Raw genomic sequence first — 25,437 nt, 5'->3', positions numbered from 1 at the left:
TATTTTCTGAGTGTAATTTATTCAAAATGGGAAACGACACCTTCTGTCACTTTCCGCCACTTGCACAATCGTAGCAATGTAAGCTGGCAATACAGTTACGATAAAAACGAAGTACAAATACAGCTAGAGAAATATTTTTAGTCGAAACGATGAACTTAGCCTTTAAGTTCTCTGGCACACTGCTGGAGACATTGAAATGATGCGAAACGGATGTTATGGCGTTCGCGATAGATCTCATTGGGTTGGTATGTGCGGTCAATAGCAGAAAAATGCGCCATCGCCTGTCCGACACTCGCAAAAATGCCTCCGGCAACCGCCCCCAGAATAGCAGAACCGAGCAGAACAGGTTCACTGGCTTGGGTCGCAACTACCGTTACACCGCAGGTATCTGCAAGTAACTGGCGGATAAAAGGATGCTGACCGGCTCCTCCGCTGATGACAATATTTTCAATTATTACACCTGATTTCGCCTGTGCTTCGATAATTTGTCGTAGCCCGTAACCGATACCGCATACACCCGCAATATAAAGAGCAAGCAGATTATTGAGGTTGTTTTCCATACCCAATCCGGCAATGACCGCTCGTGCACAAGGATCAGCAAAAGGCGCACGGTTTCCCAGAAACTCAGGAACAACATGAATACCCTCTGCTAGTTCGACAGCCTGGGAAGCAGATTGCGTTTTTCTCATAGCCATATCAGCTAAAAAAACCGGCAGAGATAGACTTTTCTCTTTTGCCATTACTTTGGCTTCCACTGTAGCAGGGTGCAAAGACAATAGTTGGTCGATTGCCGCTCCCGCAGTGCTTTGCCCACCTTCATTCAACCACATACCGGGTATCATTGCAGAGAAGTAGGGGCCCCAGACACCAGGTATAAATACCGGTTTCTGGGTTGTTGTCATCGTGCAGGAAGAGGTGCCGAACACATAAGCCATGTTACGGGTTGCATCACCGTTGACACCGACAGTACCGATACCACCTGCGTGGGCATCAATCATTCCTGCGGCGACTGGTGTACCTGCCAGTAAGCCCATCTGTTGTGCTGCGGCTTTTGTCAGCCCCCGCCCACAAGGTGTTCCCGGTTCGACAATGTTTTGTCCGATGCGGATAAAGTTTTCATCGACAAATTCAGACAAACCGATTTGACGGAAGTAATCCGCATCCCAACGTTTTTCGTGCGCAAGGTAGGTCCATTTACAGGTCACGGTACAGGTAGAGCGGGAAAGAGAATCGGTGGATTTCCAGGTCAGGAAATCGGTCAGATCAAAGAATTGCCATGCCTCGTCAAAGATTTTACAGCGATTTTCTTTCAGCCAGAGAATTTTCGGTGTTTCCATTTCGGGGGAAATTTTACCACCGACATAGTTAAGCACAGAGTGACCTAATGCGTTGATGCGTTCTGCTTGTGCTGTCGCCCGGTGATCCATCCAGACAATGATATTGCGGTTCGGATCTTCACTCAGGCTGACAGAAATCGGCTCCATATCTTTACCTAACACAACCAATGAGCAGGTAGCATCAAAACCGATGCCGGCAACTTGTTGCGGTGTGCTTTCAGAGCGCGACATTGCCTCTCTGACGCAATAGCAAACCGCATCCCAGATTTCACGACTGGATTGCTCGACAAAATTAGCACCATTATTAGTATTATCATCACGATAAAGTGTTATAGCGTGTTTGGCTGATGCCAGCATTTTACCGTTCATATCAAAAATACCGACACGGGTACTGCCTGTACCGACATCAACACCAATGACGACTTGATCACTGTCCGGTCTGCCTACGTTATTGTTCATAATTCCTTTCCTCTTCAGTGCCTATCTCTATGTGTGATTTAGAGATCAACGCCGTATCACCGAATGCGGTGACTCGTTGTATCAGACGATCTTCGCTACACGTTGCCGTAATAGTATTTGCAACCTAATTTGCATTACAAAACAAGCAATAAACAACCCGGAGCACATTCCCCACCATACACCAGTAGGGCTCAGTGAATACCGCGATAGCCACCATGCGATGGGTAATCCAATTCCCCAATAACTTATTCCAGAAATAATCACAGAGGTTTGTGCATCCTTTAGCGTACGGAGAAGCCCGCATACCATTGTCTGCCAACCATCCAGCAAGCATAGCAGGGCAGCAGCTTGTGATAACTAATTGCATGAGACTCTGGTGAGCAGCTAACGTGATGTTACAACCTCAAATTACGATGTCTTTTGATCAGATTTTTTATTCTACATTATTATTGATTTGTTGTTATTGGCAGGTAAAAATTCTGTTACCTTAAGTAAGAAAGAAACAGTGGGAGAGGCATATGCCATCAAATAATTGTACTCCTCGGCATGGTTTGCACAATAAAATTGGATTGCTCTATACACTCCTTTCAGTTAGCGCTATAACAGGTGCATCACTCAGTGCTTCTGTAAATCCAGCATGGATTTGGCTCCACTATCTGACTAAACCCACCGCCACCGCACTATTAGTGTTTTGGATTCTGTTGATCCGAGCACCTGCCTCAATGCGTTATCGTAACGCCATTGCTTTTGGACTTGCATTTGCCGTAGGGGGTGATTTTTTTTTGATGTTACCGCAGGACTATTTTTTGGCCGGACTATTTTGCTTCCTGCTCACACATTGCGCTTACATTTATGCTCTATGTTGCGACAGTATTTATCCCTCTGATATTAAAAACAACTACTTCAACTTAAAATTTATAATTATTCGTACAATTTTCATTATAATTGCCGTTTTTATCATATTTGTAGTAGTCGCATTATTAATAGTCATCGGACTATGGAATAATCTACCTAACAGCATGAAAATGCCAGTTGTCACCTATGCTGCGGTTTTGGCTTCTATGACCGGGTTAGCGGTTAATAGAGCAATTATTTATCCATTTAAAAGCCCGATGCCTCCAGCACAACATGCAGCGAATATTGCCGCTCTTGGCGGTATCTTTTTTGCTATCAGCGATAGCATACTCGCTTATAGCCATTTTTACTTTGAAACTCCGTTAAGTTCGCTTTTGGTACTCAGCACTTATTATATAGCTCAATGGTGTTTTGCCAGCTCTGTGCGGAGGCGTGATCAATGACAAAATTAATCAACACCAAATTTGATGCACTGCGCCAAGCATGGGAACAGAATCGACCTGATGAATACCAACGCCGGAATGATCTGCTGTGCTTGCGCGCAAATTTTAAAGCCAGCTTGAATGAAATGGTGGAAGCAGTTTCCTACGATTTCGGCCATCGTTCTAGCCACGAGAGCATAATGGCAGAAGCGATAATTGTGTTGAGGGAAATTGATCTTTGTCTGCGGTATCTTAAAAAATGGATAAAACCGCAAAGACGTAAGGCTGGGTGGCAGTTGTGGCCGGCAACGGCTGAAATACGCTATGTGCCACTTGGTGTTGTTGGCATTATGGCGCCGTGGAACTATCCGGTTAATTTGACTCTCACACCATTAATAGCGGCTCTTGCCGCAGGTAATCATGCATTTATCAAACCTTCAGAACATACGCCGCATACCAATGCCTACTTAGAAAAACTTCTAAGCAAAATTTTTCCTGAAAATCGTGTCAGTATTGCACAAGGCGGAACAGATATTGCAGCCGCTTTCTCTGCTTTACCCTTTGATCACCTGTTTTTCACAGGCTCCAGGGCGATTGGTAAAAAAGTAATGGCCGCTGCCGCACAAAACCTTACTCCTGTTACGCTGGAACTTGGCGGTAAGTCCCCAGCACTGATTGCTCCCAATGCCGATTTGAAAAAAGCGGCTGCTCGCATCATAACTGGAAAGCTTTTCAATTCTGGACAAACCTGCATAGCACCCGATTACGTATTATTGCCGGAAAGTGTCATTGAGTCGTTTATTACAGAGGTTAAGGAACAAATTTCGCAACGCTATCCCCAACCCAACAACTTTCCAGACTATATTTCAGACTATACAAGCATTATCAATAACAACCAGTATCAACGTCTTATTACATTACTTGAAGATGCAATCATACGCGGTCATGAGATCATTCCGCTTATGCCTTTTATTGATCCGAGACAAGCACTTAAGCAACGTGTTCTCGTTCCTACGCTAGTTCTTAACCCTGATGATGACAGTGCTATCATGCAGGAAGAAATTTTCGGTCCACTGATGCCGATAAAAACCTACCGCTCTTATGATGAAGCAATCCATTATATTGCAAGCCGTGATCACCCATTGGCCTTTTATTGTTTCAGCAAAAATAACAAGCAAATTGAGGCGGCTTTATTGCACATTGTTGCAGGTAGCATTTGCATCAATGACACGCTGTATCAATTTGCATGTACAAATTTACCCTTTGGTGGTGTAGGCCCAAGCGGTATGGGGCAGTATCACGGCTATGAAGGCTTTAAAACCTTTTCCAAAGCCATGCCTATTTTGCGCAAATACAATCTGGCACTGACAGATCAGCTACGTCCTCCCTATGGTAAGCGTGTTGATATGATTATCCGCTTTCTCACACGATAAAAAACCACTGCAATATTGCTGCATCATCAAGTAAGCGAAGTAATTCAGGTCGTTGTAATGATGCTCCCGATTCATTTTCTATATACCAGCCAGCGATACGAAAACCTTTATCTTGAACAAACTTTTGTAAAGAACTTTTTGTAAAGAACTTTGCGATCGTTTTGCATTCTGATCACTGGTTGATGCTCTGAGGTATACAAAGATGTACATCTTGCTCCCGAAGTGACATTTATGTCATGACAAATATGGATAAAACGCCAATTTCCACTAGTAAACTTAGGATATAACCTTATTGTCATAAAATAATTGCAATTTCTTTGATTTTGTATTCGGCATCACTTATTATTGGTGTGTTAACTATTCACACATATAGGTGAGAACATGTCTCGTACTACCAGTATTACTATTGGCTCACAGTTAGATGAGTTTGTTGGCCAGCTTATTTCGTCAGGTCGCTACGGCTCGACAAGTGAAGTGGTTCGCTCTGCGTTGCGACTGTTAGAAAGACAGGAGAAGCAAACCACCGCGTTAAAAATGGCGATTGAAGCTGGTGAGCAAAGTGGTGAATGCTCATTGTCCCTTCATGACATCGCAGCCAAAGTAAAGCAGAAACACAATGTATAAGCTTTCTAACCTTGCAGCAGAGGACTTTGAACGGATTTTTGAATACACCTTGTTGAACTTTGGTATAGAGCAAGCGGATGACTATACAGACAGTATGCATAACGTTTTGCTGACCATTGCGGAACAACCTTTGATGGGGCATGAGTGTCCAGAAATTGCTGAAGGTCTTAGACGCCATGATCATCATAAACATGCAATTTTCTATCGTTCACAGCCTCATGGCGTTTATATCCTCCGTATTCTTCATCAGCAAATGGAACCATTGCGGTATTTTTATCCAGATATTTACTAAAAATACAACCCCTTAGATAAGGATACGTAGCATGTAAAGGTGTCCCTAGTGGCTACATGGCCGGGATGGGTAAACAGTACGTCACTAATTTGAGCCTGTGTGAAAAATAAGAGGCCCTAAATATGCCCGTAGATTTTTAACCACTCACCTATACTCTATACTCGCTCACACTTTCTACATATTTTTTCTACTTATTAAAATACACATTTGAAAAAGTAAGGTTCGCACCATAATATGGTGTGAGTCATAAGTCCCAGTTTTTACGTAGCGCAACCAACAGACATTGGAGTCAGAGGGCGGTTATGCACCATAAAGATGAGAAGAACGATAAAAATAAAGAGGAGAAAAACTCACTGATTGTACTTTCTGATGAGCAACAGAATTTCAGCGACTATCAAAAGCAGAGAATGGTTATGCCATTGTCTGCATCCAATCAGATATATGACAATCCTGCCATTGCCTATCTTGTTAGTCTTGGTTCAAAGCGAAGTCGTCAAACTATGAAGTCATTTCTTAATATTGTGGCAAAAATGTTGGGTTACCAAAACGTGCAGGACTGTTTATGGAGTAATCTACGGCGCCATCATGTTCAGGCCATTATGGAAATGCTCTCTGATTCAGGCAAAGCACCCGCAACGATCAATACTTATCTTTCTGCATTAAAAGGAGTTGCATTAGAAGCCTGGACAATGAAACAACTTGACACAGATAGTTTTCAACACATTAAACAAGTACGTTCTGTCAGGGGAAGTCGCTTACCCAAAGGGCGGGCGCTTGAGCGTTATGAAATTAAGACCTTATTTTATACCTGTGAAAACGATCTCAGTATAAAAGGCTTACGTGATGCAGCCATTATCGGTATTTTGATAGGTTGCGGTCTGCGCCGTTCAGAAATTGTTTCATTAGATCTAAAACACATCATTTATCGTGAACAAGCATTAAGAGTGATGGGGAAAGGAAACAAAGAACGTTTGTCATATATGCCGGAAGGCACATGGAGACGATTGAATTGTTGGGTGGATGAAGTGCGGGGGGAACATGCCGGACCATTATTTACTCGTATCCGCAGGCATGATGATGTAACAGAAGACCGCCTTTCTGATCAGGCTATTTATCATATATTGGAAATTCGCAGGATTGAAAGCGGAATAGAAAAATTTGCTCCTCATGATCTACGCAGAACCTTTGCCTCAGCTATGTTGGATAATGGCGAAGATATTGTGACCGTCAAAGATGCAATGGGACATTCAAGTATTACGACAACTCAAAAGTATGATCGGCGTGGGGATGAACGACTGAGAAATGCGGCCAGAAATTTGAATTTTTGAATAAGTAATTTTGATATAGTAATTTTTGACATAGTAATCATAGTTTGCCCGAAACTTGAATAAGTCCTATTTCGGGCAAACTATCTATCGAATCATTGTCGATTATTATTCATCCACATCAATCGGACAAATGAAACCATCAGGTTTAATTGCCAGTAGATCGCATTTTAACCGGTCAATAACATGTTCTGCAGTATTACCAAGAAATGCAGCAGATAAACCTGTACGTCCAAGAATGCCTAAAATAACCACACCAGCATTAATTTCCTCGCAGATTTCAGGAATGACTTTTTCCGGTAAGCCTTCCTGAACATGCGTTTGCTCTTCGCTGATACAAAATTTCTGTCGTAGTTCTTTCATTGCAACCAAATGCTGACCACGTAATGCCCGATTATATACATTGGGATCAAAATCGGGCAGTTCTGTTGCAATGTTTAAAGGAGCAGCGGGGTAGGCACTGACAAGGTGGATAAGAGGTTCTTTTACAATCCTGTTAGCAAGTTCTTGTGTTTCACGAACTAATTTTAGATTAAGTTCATTATGATAGGATTCTTCGTTTGATAAATTTACCGCAACAACTGCCGCCCCTTTTTCTGGCCATGTCTGGTCTTTTACCATCCAGACAGGACAAGGACATTTACGTAATAAGTGCCAGTCGAGCGGTGTAAAAATCATCGACTCTAACAGAGAATGCTGATGTGCCATCTTCAATAGCAAATCATGTTCTCCAGAAATAACTTCCTGAATGATCGCTTCATAAAAACGATTGTGCCAAACTACTTTGATTTCAATATCAATTCCTGATTCAAGGTAGTAATGTGCTTGTTGTTTTATCCAGGCGACCCGTTGGCCAATAACACCTTTACGCATAGCGTTTCTTTCTTCAGGAGAAAGTAACGTAGTCATATCATAGGATAAATCATAAATGGGCAAGAAAGCCTTAATCCGGCCACCATTACGTTGCACGATATATACCGCACGTCTTAATGCTGGCTGATCATCCTGATTCGGATCAATTGCAACTAAGAGGTTTTGGTAGTTTGCCATATATTAATACCTCGCAGAGGCTGGATGAGCCTTTCGTACAGAAAGATAAACTAATATAGACAACTATAACAGTGTAGGAGCGTGCCAGATCAGCAAAATATAGTGATCTGGCTTAAATTTTGAAATAACTTTATGTCACATTTACGTGAGCTTTACCTGCCAGTTCAGTTAATTTTTCCATGTTTTCTACAGTGATATACTTCCCTTTAACACTTAAAATGCCATTTTTCTGAAAACGTCCAAGCAGACGGCTGATAGTTTCAACTGTCAAACCGAGATAATTACCGATATCACCACGTGTCATAGTCAGACGGAATTCACGGGGGGAAAAACCGCGTTGCGAAAAACGGCGAGATAAATTATAAACAAATGCCGCCAGCCTTTCTTCTGCATTCTTTTTAGATAACAAGAGGATCATTTCCTGATCACCTTTAATTTCACCACTCATCAAACGCATCATCTGCTGGCGGAGATTTGGCATTTTTCCGGAAAGATCATCTAATGTTTCAAATGGGATTTCACATACCATTGAAGTTTCCAATGCCTGAGCAAAACTAGGATGTTCTGTGTTGATTATGGCATCGAATCCGACTAAATCTCCGGCAAGATGGAAACCTGTGATTTGCTCATCACCTTCTTCAGTGATTGTATAACTTTTAATAGTTCCAGAACGGATAGCATAAAGCGATTTTAATGCGTCACCCGCTTTAAAAAGAGTTTGTCCTTTTTGGATGGGTTTTTTACGCTCAATGATATTATCAAGCTGATCGAGTTCATGTTCGTTTAAAGTGAAAGGAATGCATAGTTGGTTAATGCTGCAATCCTGACAGTGGATTGCACAACCACCTGATTGAATCCGCCTAATAATGCGTTTTTCTGGAACCATAGGAAGTGCTCGTTAGAAATGATTGATGTTCGTCAATTTAACATATTTAGGTGGCCCTGATAAGAGCCTGATTTTTTTGTTAATCATTATCTTTGTCATTGACGAAGAAAAAAATGAAATTTTGCTGTGATTAAGGCTTAATTTGCGTAAAATTCTGCACACTCGATATAATACACCAATAAAACTGAAATTATATTAATAATATAATGTTATGTTGATAGTAGTGTATTGATGATAGAGGTGGGTTTACAGATAAATGGATGGATTAGCATGAGTGAATGGCTGTTAATTGCATTTACAATGATAGTGCAAAGTTCTATTGGCCTGGTACTAATGAGTGCACTTTATATTTATTTTTTTAATCAGAAAACAAACGCAGGGCAAAAATCAACAGTTGTCCCTGTCCGCATAGCTTTAGTCATCAGTAGCTTACTGTCTGGAATAGGTTTGCTATCTTCTTTGGATATTATGGGACATCCATTCAGTGTGTATCATTTATTACAATTGCATAACATAATACATCGGCGGGAGTGGATAAATATAGAAACAACATTTGCTGCCATCTACTTTGGTACTTTGAGTTTATATACACTTTTTGCTTTGGCCACCAAGCGGGGACATGTATATGTTATGATGGGGATCGGTATTATTGGCTTAGCTGATATTCACTATATGGTCAGTATTTATTTGAACAGTGCCATGCTCACTTGGACAAATATTAATACTTATTTTTTGTTCTATGGCGCAGTATTTACGTTAGGGCCAGCACTGGCTTTGTCGTTTATTAGTCAATCGGGCAGAAAACTTACACAAGAAAAAATTCCTACCAAACTTATTATGTCAGCGCTGATTATTGTTTTTATCAGTGTGACAATGCGATTGATTGAACAACCAGCATACATGGGGTGGTTAGTAGAGACGGCATTGGAAAGTGAAGGAAAAAACACCATTTTTCCCCATCAACCAGAACTTAATTTCAAAAGTGCATTTAGTTTCAGAATGATAACATGGTGTTTATACATTATTGCTATGGCGATCTGGGCATATACATTATGGAAAGGGCGAAACAGAACACGCATTCGAACAGGTTATCCTATTCTGTCGGGTACAGTCATTATGTTTATTGCTGAAATCATTAATCAGTATATTTTCTTTATCATGTGTAATATATAATTATTAATATCATCATAAAATCATATACTCCATATATTTTAATCTGCACAATAAAAGATGTGATATCACCACTGATTTTATGTGCAGAAAACCACAGTATATTCATGGTCTTAAATTTATAAACTATCCTTAAAACACTACTGGATTACAGTTTTTCTTCATCATTTTTTTGTTCTAGCGCACAAATTTAAAGTATTTATTAACTTATTATTAATATTTCAAATCATATGTCTTATATCTGTGTTCATAGCTTGACTTAGTTAATGAATAAATAGCTAACAAAGAATAATGAACAATCGAGGATATTGTGATTATGACTAAGCCACTTAATTCTAACTTAAATGTGGATGCTCTATTTTTAGGTCCAAAGTCAGAAAATGCTGTGTTTTTCAGAGAAATGATGGATTATGCGGTCAATGAGCATATGCATTGGCGTTCAGGTTTTCATCCTGAAGATTCTGCTCTGGTTACATCAGTTGATCGCTATGAGCATAACTACAGAGAAACATTGTATCGGACAGAAGGAATATTAAATCAGTTATCGGCAAAATTAAAAAACACCTCCATTCCTTTCTTCTCTCCCCGTTATCTTGGACACATTAATAGTGATACTTTGATGGTTTCTAATCTCGCTTATGTCATGGCGATGATGTACAACCCGAATAACTGTTCTTATGAAGCATCACCGACCACAACAGATCTTGAGCTTGAATCCGGGTTAGATCTCTGCCGAATGTTTGGCTATGACACGCAACAAGCCTGGGGACATATCACCTGAGGAACAGTGGCTAACTATGAAGGTCTTTGGGTTGCCAGAAACTTAAAAACACTGCCTTTGGCCATCTCCCTGCATCCCGAAACCAAAAACCTGCTCAGTCACAAGTCCCAAAAACAATTAATGAATATTCCAACAGCAGAAGCCATTGATTTAATTAGTGAGTTAAAAAGGCAAGGAGTATTTAATGAAATACGCGACATGACATGTCGTAGCATAGGAGTTAAACCAGAAATTTTAGGCAAGCTACTTGTACCGCAGTCTAAGCATTACTCTTGGATAAAAGCAGCCGATATTTTTGGTATTGGACAAGAAAATATTATTCCATTGCCCGTTAATGAACATTATCAAACTGATGTTGCCAAGATGCGTGAAATCACGCTTTCTCTTATTGAGAAAGGAGAAGCTATTTTGGCAATGATTGCTGTGGTAGGTACAACAGAAGTAGGAGCAATTGATCGCATTGATGAAGTGATAAAGTTGAGGCAAGAATGTGAAGAGCATTATGGTGCATCGTTTTACATCCATGTTGATGCTGCCTATGCAGGTTATGCCTGTTCTTTGCTCCTGAATGAGCAGGGAAAATTTATGGAATATGATGAATTAGTAAAGCATCATCATCAACTTGGCCTGATCCCTGAAAATATTAATTGGCCTAAACCGGAAGTCTATCTGAGTTTCAAGGCACTAAAACATGTCGATTCGATCACCGTTGACCCCCATAAGATGGGGTTTATTCAATATTCGGCTGGTGCTATCTGCATGAAGGATAAGCGGATTCTCGATTTAATTTCTTCCCATGCTGCTTATCTCTTTGAAGATAATGATGTTCATAACGCTTCACCAACCAGTAATCGAGGAATATTGGGCGCCTCTATAATGGAAGGTTCAAAAGCAGGAGCAACTGCCGCAGCTTTATGGGCAGCGCATAGATTATTACCTCTGAATATTCATGGGTATGGCAAAGTGATTGCTGCCGGGATCTGCACTGCCAATCGATTATTGGATAAAATAACCCATATGCAACCCATAAAGGTTGAAAAATATCAATTTGAAATACATATCATGCCAGCACCTGATTTTCATATGATTAATTTTTCTTTCAAGGAAGTTGGAAATACCAGCCTGCTGAACCACAACGCTCTCAACAAACGGATCTATGAACTATGTTCATATTCCACCGGACGTGCTTATGCCAACGATCTTCTTACATCATCAACAATACTGGATTACAAAGAGTATGGTGATACCCCCAGGTATTACGCTGAACAATGTGGTTTTAGTTATAGTGAATGGAAAAAAGTGCATCATATATACGTATTGCGGGCAGCCGTAATGACACATTGTTTGCGTAATGAAGAACACTTCGAAGAATATTGGGAACAATTAAAATTTATTTTTGTTAGAAAACTGACTCAACTTGTTGATGAAAAAGAAAAACAATTACATCAAAAATTAGATTTTGATACTTCATTTCTTAGTTGATACTAAAGGGATATAGATATGAAAAATCGTACCCTGGGAAGTATTTTTATTGTCGCTGGGACAACGATCGGAGCAGGTATGCTGGCAATGCCACTTGCTGCTTCTGGTATAGGTTTCAGTGTTAGTTTTGTTCTGCTAGTTGGGATATGGATTTTGATGAGTTATACCGCATTATTGCTGGTTGAAGCTTATCAGTATGAATCATTTGATACCGGTTTGGGGACACTGGTTTATCGTTATCTTGGAAAATATGGAAAAGTCATTACTGGTTTCAGCATGATGTTTTTGTTGTACGCCTTAACGGCGGCTTATATCAGTGGGGCAGGTGATTTACTTACTGCCAACATTAATAAATGGTCAGGTGTTTCATTTCATGGTGCTGTAGGTGTACTTCTATTCACCTTAATAGGTGGCGGGATAGTCTGTGTTGGCACCAGCTCTGTCGATTTTATAAACAGGATATTGTTTAGTGCCAAGATTATCTTTCTGGTATTGATGCTTGGTTTGATGCTTCCACACATTCAGCATGTAAATTTATTATCTATGCCTATTGAGCAAGGTCTTATTTTATCTGCCATTCCTGTTGTTTTCACTTCATTTGGTTTTCATGGCAGCGTACCGAGCATTGTACGATATATGAAAGGTGATATCCGCAAATTACGATGGATATTTATTACCGGCAGTGCAATTCCTCTGATAGCTTATATACTTTGGCAATTAGCTACATTAGGAAGTCTTGATTCAACAACATTATTGGGTATTCTAGCTGAAAAATCCGGATTAGATGGGTTAATCCGCTCGATTCGTGTTGTAGTTGCATCACCAAAAACAGAATTTTCAGTGCAAATATTCGCCAATCTGGCGTTGGCAACTTCTTTTTTGGGCGTCACTCTTGGGTTATTTGATTTTCTGGCAGATCTTTTCAAACGCCAGAATAATGTAGCGGGGCGCTTACAAACCGGATTGCTGACATTTGCACCTCCATTAGTGTTTGCTCTGTTTTATCCAAAAGGATTTGTCATGGCGTTGGGATATGCTGCTATTGCGTTATCAATACTTGCTCTATTATTACCTAGTATTTTGATTTTTAAGGTTCGCCAAAAAAATATATGCCAATATCGAGTCTTCGGCGGAACGCCTGCATTGGTTTTAGTATTTCTTTGTGGGATCGCAGTAATTTTTATTCAAATAGGTATTGTGACAGGGATGTTACCTGAAATTGGATAAATTCATTAACTCCTTATCATTGTCGAAAGGCTTTGGAATTCACCAAAGCCTTTTAATAAGTTATTTGATACCTGTCCAAATTGTCCAGTAATCTTTTTCGATGATATTTGTCAGAGAGGGAAGGGATTTATAATTAAGAGATTAAAAGAACCTAGGGTAAAAAAATCATCATGGATGGCAACTAATAAGTATGTAAAAAATATATCACTATGTAAATAAGCATAGAATTTACTATGATTATTGGGATTTAGGGAGATTATTATTAATAACAGGCTCTGTTTTTCCTTATGCTATAAACTGATATTCCTGCTGTTTTACTATTTAAAGATTCGTTCGAATCTATTGCCATCGTTAATCTTCCTTGTTTTACAGTATCTGTTTTCACTTCTAGAACTAGGCCATTTTGTTACGTTTATTGATCTTGATTTAGTGACAGTGTCACTAAAAAATCTCTCAATATCATCCCAATAGCTATTATCAAGCAACTTCCCAGTATTATCATTGCAGCCGCGATACCGTGCAGGGTTAGTTGCATAGTCGCAATGGGGAGTAAAAATAGAATCGCCAAATTATTCAGGCTTTCAGATACTGCCAATATTTGGCCTTTATTCCGCTTCGCTCTATTTGCCAGAATAGAAGTGCTGACAGGAGCTGCAAGTCCGAGTGCACATCCCCATAACATCAGGCAGACAAGGCTAAAGAACAAAGATAGTGGTAATAACATGAATGCAGAACTGCTTACGAAAAGTGTTATTACTGTCAACAGTAGCGTGCATTCTTCCCGGATCCGTAAGTACTTCACAAAATATGCAGATAGATTCCCTAAACCAAGCCCAATGCCAAATGCAGAAACGGAGATACCAACTGCACCTGTTTCTAAATCATAATGTCGTCTTAGTACTTCTCCGGTCAATATAAAAGCAGATACTGCTGTACCATTCCAAAACCCTTTTGCGATAAGAAGACGGATTAAATTCCCCTGGTATATCCATTGGAATGTTATTTCTGTTTTTCTTATTCGAAGATTCTGGGAAGAGTTTTTCTCCAGATTTAAAGGCAATCTTCGGATTAAAATATTTCTGCTTAAAATAAAAAGCAAAATACATCCGATCGCACTCATCAAAAATGGTATCCGCCAGTTAAAAACTGCTGTTAACACTCCTGCGAAAACAGGGCCGGTTGCAATACCCACAGTCATGCCAAGCATAACGATTCCCATTGCTGAGGTTTGTTTATGGGAGGGAAAAATATCTGTAATCAATGCAAAAATAGTTGGGATCAGAGCTGCCGAAGCAATGCCTCCGAAAATACGCAATCCGATGGCAATTTCTAAATTGGGGGCTATAGCCAGTGCCAACCCATCAATTGAAAGAAACAGCAAAGATGCCAGTAACAATTTATATCGACTTATTCGATCAGATAACCAACCAAAAATTGGTGCTGAAAGTGCATAGGCGAGGGCATAGCTAGATACCAGCCAGGTCGCTTTATCGGTTGTTGTTTCAAACGATTCAGCTAATGGTTTGAGTATGGGGGATAGCATAAACTCTGTCGCACCGATGAAAAATACAGCAAATGAAAATATCGGTAAAATCAATGGTGAAACTTTAGGCAAAATAATACGTGATGACATATTCAAGTCTTCTCTGATAAAAAATTGGATTGGTAGAAATAGATAAAATTTTTAGCTGCCTTTAGCTACTACAAAGGCTTATCAGATATGGCAATTGATCAGTTCTATCAGAATAGCACATTAGCCTAGTTTTGCGGTTTCGATAACGAACTTCACTGCCAGCGATTACTGGCAGTGAAGTTGTTTATTTATCAGCAGTTACTTCAATATCAAGTACACTAATTTCGCTATCATTTTTTGCCATATCTTGGCCATATGCACATACACGCCATGGAGCTTCAGATTTCTCTAGAACTATAGGTCTCCAGGCAAAGCTGTAATCTGATTTATCATCACAGCGAGTTGTTGCTTTAGGGCCATATTTCACTTGAACACCCATGAGTTCATATTGTTGAGCTTTAACAGTTATATACCAGTTGTTACTCCCGTGATCATTTTTATGGATAATTGGTTTAATTGATGGTGGAACATTATCAATTTCTCGCAACATCACTGAGGCATCTTTTGTTTTTTGCCATTGACCATCGTTGTTCTGATGGATAACACAGAGTTTATAGATACCGTCTTTTTCAGGCAGTAACATGTTTTTCAATATATCCTTGCTAGCTGAAACTGGAGCGCTATATCCGGCTTGATTTGTACAATCCACTTCGCTGATCAACCCTGTTTTATAGCGGATATTTTTGACATCAGCACCTTCTTTGATAGTGACATCCCATTTTGCTTTCTCTCCGTCAACAACACTTTGAGTGATCCAAGATGACCACAGCAGACTTCTTTCTAAAATGTCACCGCTATTGTTTTCCAGTTTAGATAGATCAAGTTTGTTGTCCTTAGTTATTGCATTAGCAATGGTATCTACAGGAATGAAATAACTGGCTCCTTCTTCTGAAACACCTTTATTGTTTTCGACAGTACAAGGCCTGCCGAGTCCACAACCAGTCATACCTGGTGTTGTGGTTGTATTAAGAACACCAATAACGTCTGTTTTACCTTTTTCAAAAACAGGAGAGCCCGATGTTCCGCCGACGACACCAGCACAGTTAACAGAAAAGACCGGAGACCAGATCCATGGTGCAGAACTTTCATACAGTAATGGTGATTTTCCGGTAATATCACATTCAGACTTTCTAAGGTAAGCAAAATTGTAATCAACATTATTAACAGGAATATGAGTCAACACGATAGGCTGATGTTTCATCTTCATGTTTTTCTTCAGCTTCAAAGGATGATAACCTTTCTTAGCCAGATCGCCATAAGTAGCCTTCAATTGCAAGACAGCGATATCTTGGTGTTTCATCGTTGAATACAGAACACGGTCAATTTTTATTGGTGAAAGGTTGTCTTTTTTGTCAATAAAATAATCCGGAGTATATTGCCAATACTCCATTTCTACTGGCCGATCAACGATCACTTCATTTGTTCCTACATTACTATTAACACAATGTCCTGCTGTTAGTATCAAGGCCGGGGTCTCTGGGCTTGGTTCATTTTCACCAGCAATCAGGGTTGCAGTACAACTTGCTCCCCCCGAAAATTTACCGACAGTTCTGAATTTATCGGCACCAGGATCGGTTGATTTCATTAATGGAGCACCATTATCATTAGATTCAGAAAAATCAATAGATGTATCACTCAAAGCTAAAGCATTTGAACTTGCTGTGATAGAAAACAAACTAACTAACAGAGCCTTACGATAAGTCATAATTATCCTCCTTTAGGTTATGTAGATGACTCGAAAGTCATTATCCGACTGATAATGCATAAGCTCTATTTAACTATTTTGTATTGCTGTGGATACAAAACCACCAAGTTAAGAAGAAAAGAAAAACTCACTGCCAACTATTTCCAGCAATGAGTTTGTTTTTTATGGAGTTTTTATTGCTCAGAATTTCCAGTTGGCATTGAAGAATACACCGTTATCTTTGTGATTGCCTGATATGACACCGTTATATCCCAGAGATAATTGAGCATTTTCATTAATGCTCAATGCCGTACCTGCTTTGATGACAGCGGCGTCACGTGCTGCTGAGACACTGTTGACAGTAAATGCTGCATTGCTATTGCTGAAACTTAATTTACTGCCGCGATCGACATTGACAAATTGATGTTGCCAACCCAATTCACCATACATACCTACAGTAATTTGATTTTGCGTCTGCCATTTTTGGTCAACGCGTAAACCTAATGTGGAGAGAGTTGCATTTTTTGATTGTTTTTCGCCAGATAGTGCCGCAGCACCACCTTGCTCATTAAGACCACCATTACGGAAATTAACGTGAGATAAATTGGCAAATGGTTCCAAATTCAGCCAGGGAGCATTAATACTATAAGCTGCTTCAGTAAATATCTGCCCGGTTTGTGCGCCATATTTGGCTTTCAGATTGTCGGACTGACTGCCAAAAGCAACCGAACGTTTTGTATCAAAACGATGCCAGCTATAGGCCACACCAGTACGCAATGCCAGAGCATTAAACTGTTTGCTACCATATAATGCCAGATGGAAATTGTTGCTGTCGGCTGAAGTATTATAACCACCACGTAGAGAAGAGCGGGTATAACCAGTAGACATACCGATACGCCAGTCATTCGTTAACGCTTTGTCTGCGCCCAGTAACACACCATAATTTGACATACGATAGCCGTTGATTTCACTGGTATTATCGGCAAGTTGCCAGTTGCTGGTGATTTGTGCCCAAACACCATTTTTATCTGCTTTGATATCCTGATTAGTGATTCCACCATCCGCTTGACGCAAGCGTGTATTCAACGTATCGCGCAGATAACGGCTGCTATTCATTTGTGCAGCAGCAATATCGGCATGGATCTGTCCAGAAGACAATTGTTGGAATGCCTGGCGAGCCTGAGCGGGCGTATCAGACATTAAGATACTCTCATAAACCGGATGACCCAGATTCAGCCTATCAGCAGCATTAGCTATCGCACGTTCATTAGCGGTTTTACCCATACTAGCGAATGGAGTGGCATTACGTTTTATATCTAACATCACGCTATTAGGTTGGTAGTTAAGATGAGTACCAACGAACAAATAGTTAGGTGCAACGGTAGTAAATTGACCATTGATACCCTGGTTTGCCTGTAAGATATTGTATTGTTGACCAAGCAGACTACGAACCTCATGTTTTGAGAGCAAGTTGCTGTTGTTTTCTAACGTGACCTGTACAGCCCCACCTTTCAATATCACTGAACCATTGCTGGAAATGCGATCACTACGTCCTTGGGTATTTGGTGCAACTTCAACCAGATAACGAGAACCTTCCTGAAAAGTAACATCACGATCAACGTGCAATATTCCGATTGAATTTAAATTGCCTGGTGCAATATTGGCACTGGCATTGGCCATAAGTGAGCCAACAGTACCACTCCCACTCAGTGTTGCATCATTTTGCACAGTGACATCAGAGGTTATAGAGCCACTAATTTGCAACTGGCCTTGTTCTACCCAGGTTGGCCCTTTATAAGTGCTATTTTTACCAGCGAGTTCAAGCATTCCTTTACCGGTTTTAGTCAATCCACCATGACCTGCGATATCATTACTCCAATAGTCATAGGCACACTCAATGCTATCGCATACCCGCTCTACAGTAGTCCCTTTTTCCACTATTCCCTCAATTCCGGGGATATTTGCGACAAACTGAGTTTCCGTATATGAGCCGGGAATATAGAATTCAGCAGGAATATCTTTCTCAGTGATAAACATTTTGGGGCCATCAATAGCATCTTTTAGGTTCAGCATTCCCCAGCCATAGAGCCGGTCAATACCTTTTTCCCCCAGATCAGTAGCAGTTGTTTTGAGAACATCAGAGATTTGCCCCGCTGTCATATAAGGAAAACGCTGCATCAAGACCGCCGCCGCTCCAGCTACATGCGGGGATGCCATAGATGTGCCCGTGTAAGCCTCATAAGTAGGATTAATCTCTAGTTCACCTTTATTTAAAGCATCTTCGTCTATCTTTCCATTATTTTTCGAGACAAAATCACCTGTGCTACTGTAAACTCTGGTGCCTGGTGCGGACAAACAGTAACTAGCAGTATATCCGCAACTGGTTGATGAGACGTTAATTCGATTGTCTCTGGTCAGGTTGGCTACGCTGAGATAATTCTTTAATACATCAGGGAAGAAAAACGGCATCCCCGCGTGTAACCAGGTGACATTATAGTTGTTGGCATTTCCCGCAGCGAAAACAACTAATTTATCTTGGCGTGCTGCACGTAATAAGGAAGCTGATCTGATTGTTCCAAGTATTGGATAGAAATCTTTCTCTGGGATTGGAGATTTACTTAATTTATCCAATATTTCTTTAATCGGGGTGGCATATTTAATGACATCGTCTAATGTGACTTTATCATATTTTATTGTTCCATTTGGAAATCTTATAGGATTACCTTTGCTATCAGTAGCATAGCTAGGACGGACACCCCAACTATTATTGATAACCCGAACATTACTCTGAATAATGGACTCTGTACGATTAAACTCATTTTGCAAATATTTTGCAGTAATTAAGCCCGAATCAAATGCCACGCCGTGCATCCCTTGACCGTCTCTGTTTGCAGCAATAATTCCTGACACATGGTTACCGTGAGCACCGAAGACGATCGTTCCATTTTTCTTTTCATCATAGTTCCAAGTATCTTCAGGGCTTAATATCTTAAGTTTTCCTGAAAATTCGGAATGCTGAGTAACAGCCTCATCCAGCACACCAACATTAATCCCTTTCCCAGTATAACCACGTGCATAAGCATAATGCGCACCAATTGCGGTTAATCCCCATTGACGCTTGAATTCCTCTGATAACCAACTATCAGGCGAGTTTTTCTGCCCCTGTTCTTGATATCCAGTATCGGCTATTGAAGCATTAATAGGTAATAGTCCACAAAATAATGTTACCCACAAAAATATAGGTTTTACTGTATTGTTTTTTTTCATAAGAGTAGGTCCATTTTTTACATAATGAAATCTTCCGATTCGCTATTCAATAAATAACTTTTCAGAAAACACTTATATTTAACTGGTCATTTGAGTTCATATAACTGGCAGAATTAAGTTATTCCAAAAACAGATGGACGTTGCAGGGTAATCTTTAAATAATTGATTAAAGATATCGAAAAAAATATTTATAACTCGCCAGCAAGTTTCTATGAAATGATAACTAAACATCAAATGCAAGAACTCATTTAACCTACTGATAACATTTATTTTACAATAATTTAATTTTATTTTCTTTTTAAATTCATATGGATAAATTTAAATTTTAGTTATTTTACACTGATATGCAGTTATTTATTGTTAAGTAAAAAATAAAAAAAATACTTCTTTGTGCTTTAATTAAGCAATATTTTGTTTATTAGATGGATATTTATCAGGGTAATAAAATAAGTATGATAAATATAAAAACACAGGAGAGATGACAAGATTTTCATAAATTATTACTCGTTTAATAATTTATGTTATATATAAAATTTGTAAAATAGCCTTATTATTTAAATGGGATTGAAATCATGAATTCTCAATAAAAGGAATCATTAAAGAAACTATAATATTAAATTAACCTGATTATTAATTTATTTTACGGCTTTATAAAAACAATAAGAGGTGAATATATGAGTAAATGGGAAGAGAAAGATCTTTCTGAGTTCTTTTCACAATACAATGATATTTTTGAAAAGAAATATGCTTTCACAACTATTTGTGATTTTATTAAGCAACATAATTCCATAAAAAAAGTTCTTGATCTTGGTTGTGGCTCAGGAGCGTTAATTCCTTTTCTTACGTCGATTGTTCCTCAAGTAATTGGCGCAGATATTTCAGAATATTCTATTGAATTAGCAAAAGAAAAATATAAAGATAGCGGGGCTATATTCATTTATCCAAATGAGCTTCATCACTATACGAATGACATCCCTTTTGATACAGTAATCAGCTCTTTTGTGCTCTGCACACTAAAAACAGAAGATTCGTATAGAGCTATTTTTCGTCAGGTAAATAGCCATTTAGTTAAACATGGTTATTACATGACTCTTGATTTTAATTCGGATGCTTTCGGCATAGACTTTGGCCCATTCAAAACAGGAGAAGCGGGAAAGGCTTACCGTGACGGAGATACATTGTTAACGACTTTATGGACCAAAACGGGTAAGCCGTTCTCTTTTAATGATACGTACTGGTCATTGGAAAAACGGATAGCATGTGCAGAAGAGGCTGGGTTTTCTCTTCACCAAAAATTAATTCCTCATGTTCCAAATTTTAAGCCTCCATTTATAATATCGGTCTTCAAAAAAGAAGAAGAATTATAAGGCCCACAGAGATGATCAGGATTTTAGCAACAGGGCATCTGGAGTATACCCAGTCCAGGGCTTATTCTCAAAGGACTCAGTAAAAATGAGTTTGATGATGTTAAATACGATGCAGAATTACCTCAACGGATTAGAGATAGCCTATATTAATTCATATAAAAGATCGGTAATCCGATCTTTTATACTCGACTCATATCGTTGAGCCGAGCTTAGGTTTCTAAAACTTTGATTTTTACTAAAAATAGTTATTCTTGTCTATTTTACATACCATAGTGATACTTTTTATTTTCCTCTCCAATAACTTCACGTACATGTTTCAGAGCTTCGGCATAAGATTTTAGTAGTTTCAGTGTATAGTGAACCCGTCCTTCAAATACAGCATCATTACAAATCAAATCTGGGGAAATTAAGCTTTCACTCTGTCGGAAAATTAGATGATCAGGCAGGAAGCAAACATGGTTATTTTTAAAACCGGTCATACGTAATTCCGAAAGAGGGTAAACACCATTTGGGCCAGCAGAAACGCTAGTTAATAATGCTGGTTTATGCCCCAGTTCCGTCACAGAGCAATATAACAATAGATTTTTTAGTGCTGGTGGCACCATTCCATGCCATTCGGGGGACACAAAAATAAAGGCTTCACTTTCTCTTAAATGGTGAGCAATTGCTTGCCACGGATGTGACTCTGCAGATATGTCTGTGGTATAGCCGTCATGGAGAGGAAGTTCTACATTGCACAATTCGAGGAAATTAGTCTCAGTAAATCCATATTCACTACTGAGTTTTTGCAAATAGCGGGCTACACGTTGACTGCTGGAGTTTTGACGCTGGCTGCCAGATATCAAAGTCAATTTCATATTATATGCTCCTGGGTTATATGAGGTTATGAGGCTGTTTGAGTCCGATTTCGAGGAAATAGAAAGCCAAACAGCAATCATAATGATGCAGGCTCTGATAAATTGGAATAGGAAAAAAAACCGTCGTCACAGTATATTCTTTTCATTCCAGTAAGCCTGTCGCAGGACTTTCCATCAAAGTCGATAGTCGAATTACCGCCTTGCTCACGATTCTCCCAATCACATGTCGACGCGGGATGCTATCGAGAAATGGGTGATTACTCCCTCAAAAGATATATTTAATAAATAATTAGTTATGTTATTTTTTATTTTGATATTGTTTATTTTGGATATTAAATTCAATGAACTTTCATGTTCATAATATTTTTTATTAGTATTTACTTAAAATTGTTTCATTTAGTCATTAAATATAATTAGCGCTTACATTTACATTAGTTGTGCGATTTTATTATTATAAAATAATATGTAGTGAGGTGAGGTTATTTTTTATATGGAAAAGTATACATGAAATAATTATAACTTAATGATAAATAACAATTTTTTATTTACTTATTCCTTGATTGTTAGAGGTTGTTAATATTTATAAACCCCATAACTTCATCTGAAATAATTACAATTAGAAATTAATGCTAAATGAAAAAAATACAGCAAGGACTTAGCGATCATGCCAGTAGATATATTCAATAGATCCATTTCTATTTAGTTGTGGAATTCAGCGTCGATTAATAAAAAATTGCGGTAGATCAAAGACGCTTATCTAAAAAAAGGAAAAAAAGAAAAAAATGGAATACCTTCTTCCTGTTCATCAAATTAACCATTTATTCCGCTGTCTGGAAAATTATTGTCACATAATTTTTTGTTGTGCAGTTATTAACCGGCCTATGACATCCAACACCTGAGAAAAATATCGTCTGAGTATCTTTCGATGCTTGGCGTACCCGTTGTTATTTCTCAAAAAAATAAAAGAAAAACATTTGTGATGGTTTCTGGGAATAACAATTTTCAAAAATCCAATAATTCGTTGAGGTAGTAAATAGATGAAAGACAGTATTACCAGCATGGGAAGTACCCTTGAAGCGGGGTTAGTGAATACGTCGTCAAGAAAGGTGAGTGATGACATATTTGTGGGAAAGCTTAATGGGTTATCTGAGGCTGAACGTACCCTGTTGCTGGAAACCTGGAATGCCACAGAAACCCCATATCCTGACCATGTATGTATTCATCAGTTGTTTGAACAACAAGTAGAGAAAACCCCGGCTGCTGTAGCGTTAATCGCCGGGGATCAGACACTGAGCTATGCGGAACTGAATGCCCGAGCCAACTGGCTGGCTTGTCACTTGATTGAACAGGGGATTTACCTGGGTGACCATATAGCGATCCTGTTAGAACGCTCAATTGAATTGGTGGTGGCTCAGTTAGCTATCCTTAAGGCTGGTGCGGTTTATGTCCCTGTCGATCCCAACGTACCGGATGAACGGAAAAACTGGCTGATAAACGATTGCGCCGCCAAATTATTGCTGACTGATATGCAGGCGGCAATCCCGGCCGAATTAGTTGTCCCGCGGCTCCGTCTTCCCAGCGAGACAGAACCGATTCATGAAGAAGAACATCACAATCTTAATTTATTGGGTGTCAGTACCGGGCCTGCGTATATCATGTACACCTCTGGTTCGACTGGTATACCCAAAGGGGTCATTGTGCCTCACCGTGCTGTCGTCCGGTTGGTTATTAATAATGGTTATGCTGACATCGAACCCAATGACCGGATTGCTTTCGCCGCTAATCCGGCTTTCGATGCCAGCACCTTTGAAGTTTGGGCACCATTGCTCAACGGTGCTGCACTGGTGGTTATTGATCATACCACGTTACTGACGCCGCGGGATTTTGTTCAGGCGTTACAGGCGCATCGCATTACGGTCCTGTGGATGAGTGTCGGGCTGTTTAACCGGCTGGCGGAGGAGTTATCCCCGGTGCAGCCTCAACTTAAAATGCTGCTGGTTGGGGGAGATGTCCTCGATCCGCATGTCATTGCTCAAGTACTGCGTAAAAACCCGCCACAAAAGCTATTGAATGTCTACGGTCCGAGTGAGGGAACCACATTTACCACGACCTACCATATTCACACGTTAGCATCGGGTACGACGACTATTCCTATTGGCCGACCCATTGCCAACACCCGGATTTATTTACTGGATGCTGATGGTCAGCCGGTGCCATTGGGGATGATCGGTGAGATTTATATCGGGGGTGACGGAGTGGCCTGCGGTTATCTCAATCGTCCTGAATTGACCGCTGAGCGCTTTCTCACAGATCCATTTAGCGATAAACCGAATGCGCGTATGTACCGAACCGGGGATTTGGCCCGCTATCTGCCGGACGGCAATCTGGAATTCTTGGGCCGTAACGACCAGCAGGTGAAAATCCGCGGATTCCGAATTGAACCGGGGGAAATTGAAGCTCGGCTGGTGGAATATCCGGCGATACGTGAAGCTGTGGTGCTGGCGTTAGGCGAGGGGCAGGACAAACAACTGGTTGCCTATGTGCTGACCCAAGAGAATGACGGATTAGCTGCTCGTCTGCGTGAACACCTGAGTACGCTATTGCCGGATTATATGATACCGGTGGCTTTTGTGCGTCTGGATGAATTCCCATTAACACCGAATGGTAAATTGGATCGCCGGGCGTTGCCAGCACCGGGGGAAGACGCCTTCGCCCGTCAGGTTTATGAAGCACCGTTAGGGGAGATGGAGATTATTCTGGCGACCCTTTGGAGTGAATTACTGGGTATTGAGCGTATTAGCCGACATGACAGTTTCTTTGCGTTGGGTGGCCATTCTTTGCTTGGCGTACGGATGATTGAACGCCTGCACAATCTGGGATTGACACTGACCGCCTGTAATCTGTTCCAGTGTCCGGTATTGTCAGAACTGGCCCAGACATTGGATCAACATCAAGTTGTAGTAATACCGCCGAATGTCATTACCCCAGAGACCACTGTGCTGACACCAGCAATGTTGCCCCTGATTGATCTGACCCAGTCCGAGATTGACCACATTGTTGAACAGGTGCCGGGCGGGATTACCAATATTCAGGATATCTATGCTCTGTCGCCATTACAGGACGGTATTTTGTTCCATCATCTGTTGGCAAAGGAAAGTGATCCCTATCTGCTAACCTATCCGATGATTTTTGCTGATCGGGCACTGATGGAGCGCTATCTGGCGGCAGTGCAACAGGTGGTTGATCGCCATGATATCCTGCGAACCTCATTTATCTGGCAGGGATT

At 40.1% G+C, this 25,437-nt stretch carries 17 protein-coding genes and 2 pseudogenes; 11 read left to right on the top strand and 8 right to left on the bottom strand.

The features are described 5' to 3' along the window. Positions 1 to 6 precede the first annotated feature (6 nt). Positions 7 to 141, top strand: a complete 135-nt coding sequence (locus tag AAC852_RS19940) for a surface lipoprotein assembly modifier (protein ID WP_422824270.1) — start codon at positions 7 to 9, stop codon at positions 139 to 141. A 14-nt stretch (positions 142 to 155) separates the two neighbouring features. Here the strand turns inward: AAC852_RS19940 and AAC852_RS06970 are convergent, their stop codons facing one another. After that, the gene (locus tag AAC852_RS06970; RefSeq protein WP_340620408.1) at positions 156 to 1,796 is read right to left on the bottom strand and encodes an FGGY-family carbohydrate kinase; all 1,641 of its coding nucleotides are present in this window, start codon (positions 1,794 to 1,796) and stop codon (positions 156 to 158) included. A gap of 518 nt (positions 1,797 to 2,314) precedes the next feature. Between AAC852_RS06970 and AAC852_RS06965 the strand changes: the two genes are divergently transcribed. Further along, a complete protein-coding gene (locus AAC852_RS06965) occupies positions 2,315 to 3,094 on the top strand; it encodes a lysoplasmalogenase (RefSeq protein WP_340620407.1) in 780 nt (259 codons plus the stop codon). Then, on the top strand, positions 3,091 to 4,506 hold the full coding sequence (locus AAC852_RS06960) for a coniferyl aldehyde dehydrogenase (RefSeq protein ID WP_340620406.1): 1,416 nt from the start codon (positions 3,091 to 3,093) through the stop codon (positions 4,504 to 4,506). Before AAC852_RS06965 ends, AAC852_RS06960 begins: the two co-directional genes overlap by 4 nt. Positions 4,507 to 4,525: 19 nt before the next feature. Here the strand turns inward: AAC852_RS06960 and AAC852_RS06955 are convergent. Further along, positions 4,526 to 4,716 (bottom strand): annotated as a pseudogene (locus AAC852_RS06955) (recombinase family protein); the annotation flags it as partial. A 171-nt stretch (positions 4,717 to 4,887) separates the two neighbouring features. On the opposite strand from AAC852_RS06955, the gene AAC852_RS06950 reads away from it, so the two are divergent. The 3 genes from AAC852_RS06950 to AAC852_RS06940 all read left to right on the top strand — a co-directional run bounded on the left by AAC852_RS06950 (position 4,888) and on the right by AAC852_RS06940 (position 6,750). Further along, complete coding sequence (locus tag AAC852_RS06950; RefSeq protein WP_340620405.1) at positions 4,888 to 5,130, top strand: type II toxin-antitoxin system ParD family antitoxin; 243 nt, start codon at positions 4,888 to 4,890, stop codon at positions 5,128 to 5,130. Continuing rightward, a complete protein-coding gene (locus tag AAC852_RS06945) occupies positions 5,123 to 5,422 on the top strand; it encodes a type II toxin-antitoxin system RelE/ParE family toxin (RefSeq protein WP_340620404.1) in 300 nt (99 codons plus the stop codon). Before AAC852_RS06950 ends, AAC852_RS06945 begins: the two co-directional genes overlap by 8 nt. 413 nt (positions 5,423 to 5,835) lie before the next feature. Next, on the top strand, positions 5,836 to 6,750 hold the full coding sequence (locus AAC852_RS06940; protein WP_422824269.1) for a tyrosine-type recombinase/integrase: 915 nt from the start codon (positions 5,836 to 5,838) through the stop codon (positions 6,748 to 6,750). 105 nt (positions 6,751 to 6,855) lie between these two features. Here the strand turns inward: AAC852_RS06940 and uspE are convergent, their stop codons facing one another. Then, positions 6,856 to 7,797, bottom strand: coding sequence for a universal stress protein UspE (gene uspE, locus AAC852_RS06935; protein WP_340620402.1), 942 nt, complete (start codon positions 7,795 to 7,797; stop codon positions 6,856 to 6,858). Positions 7,798 to 7,927: 130 nt separating this feature from the next. Further along, entirely contained in the window at positions 7,928 to 8,683 is a 756-nt protein-coding gene (locus tag AAC852_RS06930; protein ID WP_047681471.1) for an FNR family transcription factor, read from the bottom strand. Positions 8,684 to 8,923: 240 nt separating this feature from the next. Between AAC852_RS06930 and AAC852_RS06925 the strand changes: the two genes are divergently transcribed. The 3 genes and pseudogenes from AAC852_RS06925 to tyrP all read left to right on the top strand — a co-directional run bounded on the left by AAC852_RS06925 (position 8,924) and on the right by tyrP (position 13,343). Then, positions 8,924 to 9,856, top strand: coding sequence for a dimethyl sulfoxide reductase anchor subunit family protein (locus AAC852_RS06925; RefSeq protein ID WP_340620401.1), 933 nt, complete (start codon positions 8,924 to 8,926; stop codon positions 9,854 to 9,856). A 313-nt stretch (positions 9,857 to 10,169) separates the two neighbouring features. Beyond that, a pseudogene (locus tag AAC852_RS06920) lies at positions 10,170 to 12,116 on the top strand (pyridoxal phosphate-dependent decarboxylase family protein). Positions 12,117 to 12,134: 18 nt separating this feature from the next. After that, entirely contained in the window at positions 12,135 to 13,343 is a 1,209-nt protein-coding gene (gene tyrP / locus AAC852_RS06915; RefSeq protein ID WP_340620400.1) for a tyrosine transporter TyrP, read from the top strand. Between the two features lie 412 nt (positions 13,344 to 13,755). Here the strand turns inward: tyrP and AAC852_RS06910 are convergent, their stop codons facing one another. The 3 genes from AAC852_RS06910 to AAC852_RS06900 all read right to left on the bottom strand — a co-directional run bounded on the left by AAC852_RS06910 (position 13,756) and on the right by AAC852_RS06900 (position 19,927). After that, complete coding sequence (locus AAC852_RS06910) at positions 13,756 to 14,976, bottom strand: MFS transporter (protein ID WP_340620399.1); 1,221 nt, start codon at positions 14,974 to 14,976, stop codon at positions 13,756 to 13,758. Positions 14,977 to 15,160: 184 nt separating this feature from the next. After that, a complete protein-coding gene (locus AAC852_RS06905; protein WP_340620398.1) occupies positions 15,161 to 16,681 on the bottom strand; it encodes a trypsin-like serine peptidase in 1,521 nt (506 codons plus the stop codon). Between the two features lie 180 nt (positions 16,682 to 16,861). Beyond that, on the bottom strand, positions 16,862 to 19,927 hold the full coding sequence (locus AAC852_RS06900; protein ID WP_340620397.1) for an autotransporter domain-containing protein: 3,066 nt from the start codon (positions 19,925 to 19,927) through the stop codon (positions 16,862 to 16,864). A gap of 674 nt (positions 19,928 to 20,601) precedes the next feature. On the opposite strand from AAC852_RS06900, the gene AAC852_RS06895 reads away from it, so the two are divergent. Then, on the top strand, positions 20,602 to 21,294 hold the full coding sequence (locus tag AAC852_RS06895) for a class I SAM-dependent methyltransferase (protein WP_340620396.1): 693 nt from the start codon (positions 20,602 to 20,604) through the stop codon (positions 21,292 to 21,294). Positions 21,295 to 21,554: 260 nt separating this feature from the next. On the opposite strand, the gene AAC852_RS06890 is transcribed toward AAC852_RS06895, so the two are convergent. Beyond that, a complete protein-coding gene (locus tag AAC852_RS06890; RefSeq protein ID WP_340620395.1) occupies positions 21,555 to 22,151 on the bottom strand; it encodes an NADPH-dependent FMN reductase in 597 nt (198 codons plus the stop codon). 1,037 nt (positions 22,152 to 23,188) lie between these two features. Here AAC852_RS06890 and AAC852_RS06885 point away from each other — a divergent pair. Next, on the top strand, positions 23,189 to 25,437 hold a 2,249-nt coding region (locus tag AAC852_RS06885; protein ID WP_340620394.1), incomplete at its 3' end, for a non-ribosomal peptide synthetase.

It is taken from the genome of Xenorhabdus siamensis (assembly GCF_037996745.1).
Lineage (GTDB): Bacteria > Pseudomonadota > Gammaproteobacteria > Enterobacterales > Enterobacteriaceae > Xenorhabdus > Xenorhabdus indica.
This window is presented reverse-complemented; position numbering and strand designations above follow the sequence as displayed.